The sequence below is a fragment of the Umezawaea sp. NPDC059074 genome (assembly GCF_042738955.1).
Taxonomy (GTDB): Bacteria; Actinomycetota; Actinomycetes; order Mycobacteriales; family Pseudonocardiaceae; genus Umezawaea.
Genome location: NZ_JBHYHC010000057.1, coordinates 41,482 through 54,789 on the forward strand (window position 1 = coordinate 41,482; position 13,308 = coordinate 54,789).

Here is a 13,308-nt window from a genome sequence, read left to right on the forward strand (position 1 = left end):
CAACCCTAAGCCACACCGCCACCTCGGGCGCGGCTGCCCCGCCGATGTCGTTATCGCTGCGAACGGCCCTGCGCGTATAGGGTCCCAGCCGTGGTGAAGATCGCAGCGTGCGGAACCTGGACATCCCCCATCGGGTCGGCCGACGTCGCCGAGGCCGGGGGCGGCCTGCAATGGGTCGACACCCACCGCGACCAGGTCTGGTGGGCCACCAGCCGCCCCGACGAAGGCGGCCGCGTCGGGCTGCTCCGCGACGGCGTCGACCTCCTGCCCGCCCCGTGGAACGTCCGCAACCGCGTCCACGAGTACGGCGGCCGCCCCTTCGTCGTCCTCACCACCCCCGACGGCGACCGCGTCGCCTTCACCCACTGGGCCGACCAGCGCGTCTACCTCTTCGACCCCGACAACCCCGAGCCCACCCCGCTCACCCCCGAACCCGAACGCCACCACGGCCTCCGCTACTCCGACCTCACCGCCGGACCCCACGACACCGAGGTCTGGTGCGTCCGCGAGACCGTCACCGGCGACGCCCGCACCGACGTCCACCGCGACCTCGTCGCCATCCCCCTCGACGGATCACCCGTCCGGGTCATAGCCGCCAGCCACCACTTCATGACCGGCCCCCGCCTGAGCCCCGACGGCCGCCACGTCGCCTGGGTCGGCTGGAACCACCCCGCCATGCCCTGGGACGGCACCGAACTCTGCCTCGCACCCATCGGCACCAGCGACCACGTCGTCCTCGCGGGCGGACCCGACGAAGCCATCTGCCAGTTCGAGTGGGACACCGACAACTCCCTGCTCGCCCTCACCGACCCCGACGGCTGGTGGAACCTCCACCGCATCGGCATCGACGGCAGCCGCAAGAACCTCGCCCCCGTCACCGAAGAACTCGGCGGCCCCATGTGGCGCCTCGGCCACCGCTACTTCGCCACCATCAACCCCGGCCGCTACGCCGTCCTCCGCGGCACCCACCTCGCCGTCCTCGACGAACGCACCGGCACCGTCACCGACGTCGACACCGACCTCCCCGTCTGGTCCTCCCAGCTCACCGTCCACGACGGCGTCGTCGTCGACGGAGCAGCCGGACCACACGACGAGACCGCCCTCGTCACCCTCGACCTCTCCAACGGCGAACTCACCCACCTCACCGGCGGCGACACCCCACCCCACGAGGCCTACCTCCCCATCCCCGAGGAACGCGTCTTCACCGGACCCGACGGCCAGGACATCCCCGCCTACGTCTACGCCCCCCGCAACCCCGAGTACGCCGTGCCCGAAGGGGAGAAGCCCCCCTACCTCGTCCACGTCCACGGCGGCCCCACCAGCCGAGCCGTCCCCGTCCTCGACACCGACTTCGCCTACTTCACCAGCCGCGGCATCGGCGTCGTCTCCGTCAACTACGGCGGCTCCACCGGCTACGGCCGCGCCTTCCGCGAACGCCTCCGCGAACAATGGGGCGTCGTCGACGTCAACGACTGCGCCACCGTCGCCCAAGCACTCGCCGACGAAGGCACCGCCGACCCCACCCGCCTCGCCATCCGCGGCGGCAGCGCCGGAGGCTGGACCGCCGCCGCCTCCATGACCACCGTCAAGACCTACCGGTGCGCCATGATCGCCTTCCCCATCCTCGACCTCGGCGGCTGGACCGGCGACGGCGGCGAGACCCACGACTTCGAATCCCGCTACGTCGAAGGCCTCGTCGGCGCACTCCCCGACGCCGCCCAGCGCTACACCGACCGCTCACCCAGCCACCGCGTCGACCACCTCGCCGGACCCGTCCTCCTCCTCCAAGGACTCGAGGACGAGATCTGCCCACCCGACCAGGCCGACCGCTTCGTCGCCGCCCTCGACGGCACCGGCATCCCCCACGCCTACCTCACCTTCGAAGGCGAACAGCACGGCTTCCGCAAAGCCGAGACCATCACCGCCGCCATCGAGGCCGAACTCTCCTTCTACGGCCAGGTCTTCGGCTTCACACCCCCCGACGTCCCCCACCTGGAACTCCGCACGTGACCCACCGCCCGGCACCCCTACGTCAGGGCGACCGGGTCACCGTCATCGCCCCCGCCGGACCCGTCCACCCCGGACTCCTCACCGCCGGCATCGCGATCCTGCGCACCTGGGGCCTCGACGTCCACACCGCCGACCACGCCCACGACGTCCACCCGACCCTGCCCTACCTCGCCGGGCACGACGTGGACCGCGCCGCCGACCTGGCCAAGGCGTGGCACGACCCGGACGTGAAGGCCGTCATCACCGCACGCGGCGGCTACGGCAGCCAACGCCTCCTCGACCACCTCGACTGGCACACCCTCGCCACCGCCCCCACCAAGCACTTCACCGGCTCCAGCGACACCACCGCACTCCACACCGAATTCACCCGACGCGGCATCCCCACCCTCTTCGCCCCCATGATCGGCACCAGCGCCTTCGTCCACGACCCCCAAGCCCAGGAACACCTCCGCCGCGCCCTCTTCCACCCCCACGACACCCACACCTCACCCCGCGCCACCACCCTCGTCGGCGGCAAAGCCCAAGGCACCACCACCGGCGGCTGCCTCACCCTCCTCGACACCCCCCCCCCACCCGGCGCCATCGCCCTCCTCGAGGACATCGCCGAGGACACCTACGCCCTCGACCGACTCCTCACCCGCCTCCTGCGCACCGGCTGGTTCGACACCACAGCCGCCATCGCCCTCGGCTCCTGGACCGCCTGCGGCCCCACCGCCGACCTCGTCCACGACCGCCTCACCCCACTCGGCATCCCCCTGGTAGCCGACCTCGGCTTCGGCCACACCGGCGGCCAACTCACCATCCCCCTCGGCGTCCACGCCGAACTCGACGCCGACAACACCACCCTGACGATCCTGCCGTGACCACCCGGTCACCAGATCTCGCTTCGCATTGGTCAGTCCGAAGGCCGTTTGTCTTTCCCTTGAGCGCTGAGCGGTGACGGTGAAGTCGAGCATCGACTTTGGTCGACACTGAAGTAATAGAATCGACTACCCGATGCCGGCGGGTCCACAATCGACGCATGGCACCGCAGCGCTTCCGCGCCGTCATCACCGTCCCGTGCGGGCGCGCGACCATCGACGTCCCGTTCAGCCCCGACCGGCTCTGGGGAGCCAAGACCGACCACCCCGTCGGCGGCACGGTCAACGGCAAGCGCGTCCGCGGCAGGCTCTACCCCACCGGCGACGGCTGGGCGCTCACCCTCACCCCGTTGTGGCTGCGCGACACCGGGGTCTCCCCCGGCGACCACGTCACCGTCGAACTCGCCCCCGAAGGCCCCCAACGCGCCGACCTCGCCGACGACATCGCCACCGCCCTCGCGGCGAACCCCGACGCGGCCGCGTTCTTCGACACGCTGGCCCAGTTCTACCGCAAGGCCTACCTGCGCTGGATCGACGCGACCACCCGCAAACCCGACCTCCGCGCCGCCCGCATCGCCGAAGTCGTCACCCTGCTCGCCGCCGGAACCAAGCAGCGCCCCAAGTAAGCCCTACGACAGGATGGGGCCCATGCCCAGCACAACCCTCCGGATCCCCACCGCCGACGGTCAGGCCGACGCGTTCGCCGCCTACCCCGATCAGGGCGAGCACCCCGCGGTGCTGATGTACGGGGACGCCTTCGGCATCCGGCCCGTACTGCGGGACATGGCCCTCGAACTGGCGGGGCACGGCTACTACGTGCTCGTGCCCAACTTCTTCTACCGCCACGGCCCCGCGCCGCTGCTGGATATCCCGGAGCACATCGACGACGAGGCCCGAGACGCGCTCGTCGCCCAGGTCATGCCCCTGATCCACGCCCACACCACCGACCGCGTCCTGAGCGACGCCGACGCCTACCTCGACTTCCTCGCCACCCAGCCCCAGGTCGGCGATGGCCCGGTCGCCGTGACCGGCTACTGCATCGGCGGCCTCCTGGCCGTGCGCACCGCCCTGGCCCGCCCCGACCGGGTGGCCGCCGTCGCCGGGTTCCACAGCCCCGTGGGCGCTGTCGGCCTCGACGCCCTCGCGACGCTCACCGCCAGGGCCCACTTCGGCCACGCCGCGACCGACATCACGCCCGAGGCCCTCGCCGAACTGAACCAGGCCCTCGACACCGCGGGCGTCGACTACACGTCGGAGATCTACCCCGACACCGTTCACGGCTTCACCATGGCCGACACCTCGGCCTTCAGCCCCACCGCGGCACGCCACCACTGGGACCGACTGCTCCCCCTCCTCGACCGGAGCCAGGGGCAGTCCGAAGGCCGTTTGTCCTTCCCTTGACCGCTGGGACCGAAACCAGTGCCGAATCACTGGTTTCGGTCAACACTGAAGCAATAGAGACAACTATGCAGCCGTCACGCCGCCCTGGGCGTCCACCCGCAACCGACCCGCGCGCACGCCCAGCTCCAACGCCGCCGCCAACCGCTCCGCCGCGCTCGCCGTGACCCGACGCCCGCCGAACACCCCCAGCACCTCGCGCCGCAACTCGCTCACGTCCATGCCCGCCGCTCCCCTGGCCACCGACACCATCGCGTTCGCGACCTCCCGCAGCGGCACGTGCTCGAACGGCCGTTCCACGCCCTCCGGCGTCCGCCGGTAGCCGCTCCACTCCCCCGGCCGCATCCCCACCGGCCACACGACGTCGTCCTCCACCACCATCGGGCCGCCCACCTGCGCCAGGATCGACGCCCGCCGGGCCTCCACCACCCTGGTCAGCCCGAATGCGCCCGCCACCAGCCTGACCAGCCGGTCCACGTGCACCGGTCCCTCCGCGGCGACCACCTCCGCCACCACCGCGGCGACCTGGCCACCCGTGCGGGGCAGGCCGGTCAGGACCTCGACCGTCCCCGCGGTGCGCGGTGTCCACGGCACGAACGCCGCCACGTCGGCGAGCAGGGGCACCGCGACCCCCACGGACACCGGCACAGTCGCCGGGACCGGCGGCTCCACCGGCCGTGGCGCGGGCACGTTGCCGCCCGCCCGCACGACGGCCGCCAACCGCTCCACCACGCCCTCCGGGTCGGCCAACCAGTCCGGCAGCCACACCCGGCGCACGGCGGGCCACCCCAGCAAGCCCTCCAGGACCTCCACCGGCAGGCCGTCGCGGTCGCGCACGGTCAGCCGCGACGCCCACCCCGGCCCGTCCAGCAGCACCGCGACGACCGGCACGTCCGGAGCCGCCGGGTCCGCGAGCACGAGGTCGACCTTGAACTCCGACATCCCGACGTCCGTCGCCACGGCCACCCCGGCCGCGCGCAGGGCGGTGGCGACCTCGTCGCGGTGCCGGTCGACCACCGCACGCCACCGCGACCCCGCGGGCAGCGCGCCGCCCGCGGCCATGTCCAGGTAGGTCCGCAGGTGCCGCACACCGACCGACGACGTCTCCTCCGCGCGCAGCTGGGCCGGGTCGAAGCTGGAGAACACCACCACCTGACGCCGTGCGCGGGTCACCGCCACGTTGAGCCGTCGCTCGCCGCCGGTGCGGTTGAGCGGCCCGAAGTTCAGCGGGAGCACGCCGCGCTTGGTCACGCTGAACGCCGTGGAGAACAGGATCACGTCGCGTTCGTCGCCCTGGACGTTCTCCAGGTTCTTCACGAACAGCCCCTCGGCCGCGTCGTCGAGCGCCTCCACGATCCGCGGGTCGCCGGAGTCCCGCAGCAGCCCTTCCACGCACGCCCGTTGCTGCTGGTTGAACGTCACCACGCCGATCGACGGCAGCACGTCGGGGGAGGCGTCGAACCTGCGCCGGATCTCGTCGACCACCGCCTGTGCCTCGATCGGGTTGGTGCGCAGCACACCGGCGTCGCCGGAGCGGTGGAACGTGCCGTCCACCCGCACGAGCGACACCCCTCGGTCCGGCCCCGAGCGGGCGGGCGCCGGGAACGAGGACAGCGTGCCGTCGTAGTAGTGGTGGTTGCTGAACGCGATCAGCGACTCGTCCTGGCTGCGGTAGTGCCACGTCAGCCGTTGCCGCTCCACGCGGGCCTGCACGCACTCGCCGAGGATGGACTCCTCGTCCTCCACGGCGTCGCCGAGTTCGTCCGGGTCGAACGCGCTCTCGGCGAACGACGTCGGCGGCATCTGCTTGCTGTCCCCCACCACGACCACCGACCGGGCACGCCCCATCGCGCCGACGGCGTCGGCGACCCGCACCTGCGAGGCCTCGTCGAACACCACGACGTCGAACAGCCCGGCCGTGGGCGGGAAGAACCGCGCCACCGAGTCCGGGCTGACCAGCACGCACGGCAGCGCCGCCGTGACCAGGTCGCCGAACTGGGTCATCAGCTCCCGCACGGCGAGCCCGCCGCGCTGCCTGCCCACCTGCCGTTGCAGCAGCCCCACCTGGCCGCCGGTCGCCGCCGGGTCGAACGACCGCGCCCGCACCACCTGCGACGGCACCGCCGTGCGCAGGTGCTCCCGCACCATCCCCGACACCGACACGAACCGGCCGATCGCCCGGTCCTGCGCCGCCGCGTCGAACGACGACAGCCCCGTCGCCCGCCCGCGCTCCCCCACCGACGCCTCCGCCAGCCCCAGCTCGAACGCCCGCAGCGCGTCGTCCGGGTCCAACTCCCCGCGCAGCAACAACGCCCGCGCGTCGTCCAGGTGCTCGTCGCGCAGCAGCTCCACGTGCGCCACCAGCGCCACCCACCGCCGCAACGACCCCAACTGGTCGTCCCCGAGCTGCCGCTCCCCCGCGCTCGCCGCCCAGGCGGCCATCAACCCCTGCTCCCCCGCCCACTCCGACACCGCCGCGACCCCCGTGCGGCACGCCTTCGCGAAGTCCTCCAGCACCGTGGCCGCGACCCCCACCGGCACCCCGTCCAACGGCACCGGCGCCGCCAGGAACGCCCGCAGCGGTCCCGCGAACCGGGCTCGCGCGGGTTCGGCCGGATCGACGACGGACCCGGCCCAGCGCAGCCACTCCACCCGCCGCACCAGGAACTCGCGCCCCTCCGGCGCGAACGGGCTCCACCCCGACGGCAGCACCAGCCCCGGCACCTGCCGCACGACCGACGCCAGCCTGCCGACCTCCTCGCGCAGCGCCACCAGCTCACCGGTCAGCTCGACCACCTGCTTCGGCTTGACCCGCGCCCCCGGCCGCAGCACCCCCGCCAGCCGGTCCCGCACGGCCGTCAACCGCCCCCGCCGCCCCCAGAACCCGGACTCCGCGGCCGTCCGAGCCGCCGCGTGCAGGTCCGCGAGCGGCAGGTCCAGCGCGGCGGGCGTCACCAGGTCCAGACCGGGGTGGTCCAGCACCGCGAACTCCGCGACCTGCCGCCGCACCCCGTCCACCGCCAACGCCCACCGCTCGGTCCGCGTCTCGTCCAGCACGCTCAACGGCGTGCGCTCCGCGAGCAGCGCCGCCACCACCCGCAGGTCCTCCGGCAGCCGCACCGCCGCCAGCACCTCGTGCCTCGGCAACGCCCGCAGCGCCACGTCCAACCGCCGCGCCGCGTGCAGCACCTCCGGCACGGACACCGCCCGGTCGTCGACGAACGCCCACGCGTGCCCCGGCCGGGGCCGCGCCGGGTAGGCCACGTCCGGCAGCTCCCCGAACAGCTTCCGCAACCGGGTCGCCGTGTCCGCCGAGGCCGTGCCGAGGAACGCCGCCGACACCGGCATCGCCACCACGCCGTCACCGATCGCCAGCGCCGCGTCCCGCGCCGAGTAGAGCGACAGCCCCACCGGGTTGCGGTCGTGCAGCTGGTAGGCGTACCGGGTCAGCACCCGCCGCGCCGACCGCAGCTCGTCCAGCCGCGCCGCCAACCCCTGCGCGTCGGTCGCCACCTCGTGCTCCAGCGCCCGCTTGATCTGCGCCCGCACGGCCACCGGACCGCTGCCCTTGTCGTGCAGGTCCAGCGTCAACGGCCCCATGCCGACCTCGTCGAGCCGCCGCCGCACGACGTCCAGCGCCGCCCGCTTCTCCGCGACGAACAGCACCCGCTTCCCCTCGGCCACCGCCCGGACCAGCAGGTTCGTGATCGTCTGCGACTTGCCCGTGCCCGGTGGCCCCTCCAGCACGAACGTCCGCCCCGCCACCGCCTCCGCGACCGCCTTGAGCTGCGAGGCGTCCGCGGGCACCGGACACCGCTCGGCCAGCTCCTCCAGGTCGTGCACGGCGGTCGTGGCCACCGGGTCGACGAACGCCTCGGCGGGCCGGTGCACCAGGTGCGCCACCAGCGGGTTCTCCGCGAACGTCGCCCAGTTCTCGTCCAGGTCCTTCCACAGCCGGAACTTCGCGAACTGGAGCACCGCCAGGTCCGCCGTCGGCTCCACCCGGTACGGCAGTCCCCGCTCCGCGATGGCCGCCCGCGTCGCCTCGAACGCCGCGTCCAAGTCGATCCCCGCGCCGTCCTCCACCGGCTCGGCCAGGCCGGGGACGTTCAGCCCGTGCACCTGCCGCAGCTTCTCCACCAGGCAGTAGTTCGGCGTGGACGACCCCGCGTCGTCCAGCGACAGCCGGTACCGCCCCCCTCGCCCGGACGGCTTCACTACCACCGGCACCAGCACCAGCGGCGACCGCAGCGGCCGCCCGTCCAACTCCCACACCAGCGACCCCAGCGCCAGGTACAGGTTGTTCGCGCCCGTCTCCTCCTGGATCGTCCGCGCCTTGTGCGCCAACCCGCGCAACCGCGTCGTGTACGCCGCCTCCGTCACGTCCGCGAACACCGTCCGCCGCGTGACCAGCAGCTCTTCCAGCTGCGACGACGGCAGGTCCCGCCCCGAACGCACACCGCGTTCCCGCTCGACCGCCGCCAGCTCGTCCGACGCCCGCAACGCCACCACACCACCCCGGTGCAGCACGTCCTCCAACACCCCGAGCCGGTCCCCCGGCACCGCCAACGACAACCCCGACCGCGCCGGGAAGTTCACCAGCCGGTTGCGCAGGCTCAGGTCCAGCAGCGAGTTCTTCCACCGCGTCACCCGCGCGGGCACCGCCACCGCGTGCCGCGGACCGACCTCGGGCCGCGCGACGACCGCCACCTCCGGCCAGAACCGCACCGTGGGCGTGTACAGGCTCACCACGACGTTCCCGCCGATGTCACGGGTCCGCGCGGGCAACGGCACGATCCGGTCCCGCCGCGCCTGCCGGACGTCCACCACCCCGAGCACCCGCTCCAGCCCACCAGCGAGATGGGCGTCGTACGCGGCCCGGTGGCTCTCCGAGAACGGCCGCCCGGCCACCACCGACGTCGTCTCGACCAACCGGATCCGCCCCAGGTCGACCTGGTTCACCACCTCGACGACATCGGTCTGCGCGGCCCCGTCCAACGACGCCTCTTCCCGCCAGTACCCCAGGAACGCGTGCCCCTCGACCAGCCACAGCAGCGAGTTGACCCCCGCCTGCTCCAGCACCGCGGCCATGACCACCACCAGGTCGAGGCAGGTGGCGACCCGGTCCAGCAGCACCTCGGCGGGCGTCCGCACCTTCTGCCCGTCGTCGGCCCAACTCGCGGGCGGCTCGCTGTACCGGATCCCCCGAGCGCGGAACACGTCGTAGACGGCGCCGACGATCTCGTCGACCCGCTCGGCCCCGCCCTGGTAGCCCTGCAACGACGGACTGCCGGTGCTCGCCAGCAACCGGTCGGCGACGTGCCCCATCAGGTCGACGACGGCGGGGTGGTTCGGCATCACGTACGCCGCCACCATCTCCAGCCCCAGGGCCAACGGCCGGGCCACCCACTGCTGGGCCGCCAGCACCCTAACCCGCACGGAGTCCTCGGCCAGCCGAACCCCGCCTGCCTCGACCCACACCCGCACGACCCCAGGCCGCTGCTCCTCCACCAGCACCATCGCCGCGGGCTCCAACACCAACCGAAGATCGGTCAGCACCGTGTCCCGCCCACCCACGAGGTCGACGGTCCGGCTGTGCGTCTCCGACAACGCCCCGTGCGCGTCCCACACACCGAACCGGACGACAGCCCCCACGACATCCCGCGCGACCCCGGACACGGTCACCCGACCGATCACCGAGACCCCGTTGTGCGCCATCGCGTAGCTGACGACCGACGCCGCTTCGACACTCACGGACATCGACTGCACGCGCGGCTCCCTGCAAGATCAGCACACCAGCGACCACCAGCGAAAAGACTCGATCGACTCGGATTCGACCGGAACACCGTCAGCGTTACAACCACCCCCCACCACATTCGCTGCCCGAACCGCGCCCGGTTCGCCCGTGGCTGTCTTCGTCTTCCTTCACGCTCGAAGGCTAGCTTTAGTCAACACTGAAGCTATAGATTTGACGAACCAGCCACTTCCCGCCCCGAGCCGATCCGCCGAGAGCGAGCACCGACGGCCGAGCGAACGCCCAAGATCAGCCCACGTCACAGGCCATCACCCCCTTCTCCAAAGCGTGGTCCTCCCTTCCCCACCCGACTGATTCCACGAGGCGTCACTTCAACCAACACTGAAGCCACAGACCCCAACAGGTTTACGATTCGCCCCCACAGGGGACTTCTGACCGGTGATCCTTGATCAGGCGGATCTGCTGGCAGGCAGGTACAAGCTCCTCGACCGCATCGGGTCGGGCGGCATGGGTGTCGTGTGGTCGGCGGACGACTGCCTGCTCCGCAGACAGGTGGCCATCAAGGAGGTGCACCCCGACCACGAGGGCCGCATGCGGCACGAGGCGCAGGTCGGGGCGAAGGTCAGCCACCCGAACGTCGTCACCGTCTACGACCTCGTCTACGAGGACGGCAAGCCGTGGCTGGTCATGCGCCTGGTGCCGTCCCGTTCCCTCGCCGCGGTGCTGGCCGACGACGGTCCGCTGCGGCCGAGTCAGGCGGCGGCGATGGGCAGGCAGGTTCTCGCAGGCTTGATGGCCGTCCACGCCCAGGGTGTCGTCCACTGCGACGTCAAACCGGGCAACGTCCTCCTCGACGAGCGCGACGACGCCCACCTCACCGACTTCGGTATCGCCGCCGACACCGGCAGCCGCATGGTCGGCACCCTCTTCGGTGCCCCGTCCTACATCGCCCCGGAACGCGCCCGCGGCCTCCCGATGGGCCCGGCGAGCGACCTCTGGTCCCTGGGCGCGACGCTCTACGCCGCCGTCGAGGGCCATCCCCCGCTGGACCGCGGCGACCCGCTGGCCACGGTGACCGCCATCGTCACCGAACGCCCGGAACCCCCGGCGCACGCCGCGGGCCTCCGCCCGGTGATCGACGGTCTCCTGTCGCCCGACCCCGCCGACCGCCCCGACGTGGCCGAACTGGACCGGATGCTCCGCCGCGTCGCCGACGGCACGGCCTCGATCACGATCTCCCGGCCGCTCCCGAAGCACCTCTCCCCCGTTCCGCCGCTTCGGAGTGCCGAACTGTCGCTGCCCCGGCACCGAGCGGTCGGCACCGCCACCGGCTTCACCCCGCCCCCGGCCGACGACGGGCCCGAACCACCCAAAGGGGATCTGAGCACCGAGTTCCCCGACCCGGTCGCGTCCGTCCGCATCCCCGCGCAGCGCCACGCCACCACGGCCATCCGGCTCCCCCGCCCTCCGCTGCTGCACCGCACCCCGCTGGTCATGCTCGGCCTCACGGCGGGCATCGCGGCGGGCCTGTTCTGGTTCGGCGGCCACACCCCCGCTCCGACCCGGCCGTCCACCCCGGCGGCCGAGTCGTCCGAAGCACCGGCGGCGAACCCCGAAGCCGTGGCCGTGCAGCCCTCTGCGAAGCCCGCTGCCGCGCCGGGAGCACAGGCACCTGCACAAGCACCTGCACGAGCACCCGAGGCCTTCAGCGGCCAGCCCAGCGGTCAGACCAGCGCCGAAGCGCCGAGCGAGCCCCCGGTGACCACCACCGAGGCGCCCGAGCCGACCACCACGACGGTGGCGCCTACCACCACCACGGACGTACCCACCACCACGGCGGAGAGCACCCAGGTCGAGGCTTCGACTCCCCCGCCGAACGGAGCATGAGGACCCGAACCACTAGGGTGACCCGCCGTGGAAGCGCCCCCGTCATCCCAAGACCCCACCGATGCCCTGTCCGCGGTACCGGTAGCCGGTTCACGCCGGTCCGCGCCCGTGGTCGGGCACCTGAAGTTCTACTTCGGGCCGATGGACTGCGGGAAGTCGACACTGGCGCTGCAGATCGACCACAACAACTCCCGGCAGGGCCGCCGCGGGCTGCTGCTCGTGCGGCACGACCGGTCGGGCAAACCGCAGATCTCCAGCCGCATCGGGATCGCCCACGAGGCCGTCGAGGTCTCCGACGACGACCTGAGGCTGCTGGTGCGGGCGCAGTGGGCGCTGGGGCAGAGGGTGGATTACCTCATCGTGGACGAGGCGCAGTTCCTGTCACCCGTTCAGGTGGAACAGTTGGCGGAGTTGGCCGACGACGTCCAGGTCGACGTGTACTGCTTCGGACTCGCCACGGACTTCCGCGGCGAGATGTTCCCCGGCTCGCGGCGGCTGTTCGAACTGGCGGACGACCTGCACGCCATCCAGGTGGAAGTCCTGTGCTGGTGCGGGTTGCCCGGCCGGTTCAACGCTCGGGTGCGGGCCGGACGAGTGATTCGCGCGGGCGACACGGTCCTGGTGGCGGACACGGAGCAGATGCGACCTGACACGGAGCGTGGCAGTGTGCCGGAACACACTGAAACTACTGTCCGCTATCAGGTGCTGTGCCGACGTCACTTCCGACTAGGCGACCTAGGGCCGGACGTAGCCCAAAGTGGTCAGCTTAGGCTGGCGTAGGCGCACGCTGACGAGGGGTACTGCTCCATTCGTGTGACGAACTCGCACGGTAGCTTGATAACGCGTCACGATCCTGGCGCGATTGCATCCCTTAGAAGGAAGCCTTCGTTGACGGGTGAAAGACGTCACTGTGGGCGACCATGACCGTATACCGGGGAACGAACGGACCAATCCGTACGTTGCACTCGGTGAGCAAGAAGCCTGGGCCCCGGCCCTGAGCCGAGCGAAAGGACAGCGCCATGGCCGACCGCGTTCTACGTGGCAGCCGGCTCGGAGCAGTCAGCTACGAGACGGACCGCAACCACGACCTAGCCCCGCGCCGTGTCGCGCGGTTCGCCTGCCCCAAGGGGCATGACTTCGAGGTTCCGTTCTCCGACGACGCCGAACTGCCTCCGACCTGGGAATGCCGCCTCCACGGCACCGAGTCGAAGATCATCGACGGCGTCGAGCCGGAAGCCAAGAAGATCAAGCCCCCGCGCACGCACTGGGACATGCTCCTGGAGCGTCGGACCATCCCCGAGCTCGAGGAGCTGCTCGACGAGCGCCTCGAGGAGCTGCGCGGACGGCGTACCCGCACCGCCTAGCCTCGGCGTGCCGAGACCACAAGGGGCCGCCCAC

Annotated in this window: 8 protein-coding genes; 7 read left to right on the forward strand and 1 reads right to left on the reverse strand. The window is 72.1% G+C overall.

The features are described 5' to 3' along the window. The first annotated feature begins 90 nt into the window (after positions 1 to 90). From ACFWW9_RS25000 to ACFWW9_RS25015, 4 genes are all read left to right on the forward strand, one after another. Positions 91 to 2,010 (forward strand): prolyl oligopeptidase family serine peptidase, encoded by a 1,920-nt coding sequence (locus ACFWW9_RS25000; protein WP_390382517.1) that lies wholly within the window; start codon positions 91 to 93, stop codon positions 2,008 to 2,010. Continuing rightward, positions 2,007 to 2,873, forward strand: coding sequence for an LD-carboxypeptidase (locus tag ACFWW9_RS25005; protein ID WP_390382520.1), 867 nt, complete (start codon positions 2,007 to 2,009; stop codon positions 2,871 to 2,873). The genes ACFWW9_RS25000 and ACFWW9_RS25005 overlap by 4 nt, the downstream gene beginning before the upstream one ends. A 158-nt stretch (positions 2,874 to 3,031) precedes the next feature. Next, positions 3,032 to 3,496 (forward strand): YdeI/OmpD-associated family protein, encoded by a 465-nt coding sequence (locus ACFWW9_RS25010; protein ID WP_390382523.1) that lies wholly within the window; start codon positions 3,032 to 3,034, stop codon positions 3,494 to 3,496. Between the two features lie 22 nt (positions 3,497 to 3,518). Next, on the forward strand, positions 3,519 to 4,271 hold the full coding sequence (locus ACFWW9_RS25015; RefSeq protein WP_390382526.1) for a dienelactone hydrolase family protein: 753 nt from the start codon (positions 3,519 to 3,521) through the stop codon (positions 4,269 to 4,271). A 63-nt stretch (positions 4,272 to 4,334) separates the two neighbouring features. On the opposite strand, the gene ACFWW9_RS25020 is transcribed toward ACFWW9_RS25015, so the two are convergent. Continuing rightward, a complete protein-coding gene (locus ACFWW9_RS25020) occupies positions 4,335 to 10,022 on the reverse strand; it encodes a DUF3320 domain-containing protein (RefSeq protein WP_390382529.1) in 5,688 nt (1,895 codons plus the stop codon). 439 nt (positions 10,023 to 10,461) lie between these two features. Here ACFWW9_RS25020 and ACFWW9_RS25025 point away from each other — a divergent pair, with 439 nt between their 5' ends. The 3 genes from ACFWW9_RS25025 (at position 10,462) to ACFWW9_RS25035 (ending at position 13,274) form a co-directional block, all read left to right on the forward strand. Then, positions 10,462 to 11,910, forward strand: coding sequence for a serine/threonine-protein kinase (locus ACFWW9_RS25025; RefSeq protein ID WP_390382532.1), 1,449 nt, complete (start codon positions 10,462 to 10,464; stop codon positions 11,908 to 11,910). Between the two features lie 27 nt (positions 11,911 to 11,937). Further along, complete coding sequence (locus ACFWW9_RS25030; RefSeq protein WP_390382535.1) at positions 11,938 to 12,690, forward strand: thymidine kinase; 753 nt, start codon at positions 11,938 to 11,940, stop codon at positions 12,688 to 12,690. Between the two features lie 239 nt (positions 12,691 to 12,929). After that, positions 12,930 to 13,274, forward strand: coding sequence for an RNA polymerase-binding protein RbpA (locus ACFWW9_RS25035; protein ID WP_106194336.1), 345 nt, complete (start codon positions 12,930 to 12,932; stop codon positions 13,272 to 13,274). Positions 13,275 to 13,308: the final 34 nt, after the last annotated feature.

Excerpts from the sequence above, each read along its gene's own strand:
- ACFWW9_RS25035 (WP_106194336.1), top strand. The coding sequence starts at position 12,930 with ATGGCCGACCGCGTTCTACGTGGCAGCCGGCTCGGAGCAGTCAGCTAC.
- ACFWW9_RS25015 (WP_390382526.1), top strand. The coding sequence starts at position 3,519 with ATGCCCAGCACAACCCTCCGGATCCCCACCGCCGACGGTCAGGCCGAC.
- ACFWW9_RS25010 (WP_390382523.1), top strand. The coding sequence starts at position 3,032 with ATGGCACCGCAGCGCTTCCGCGCCGTCATCACCGTCCCGTGCGGGCGC.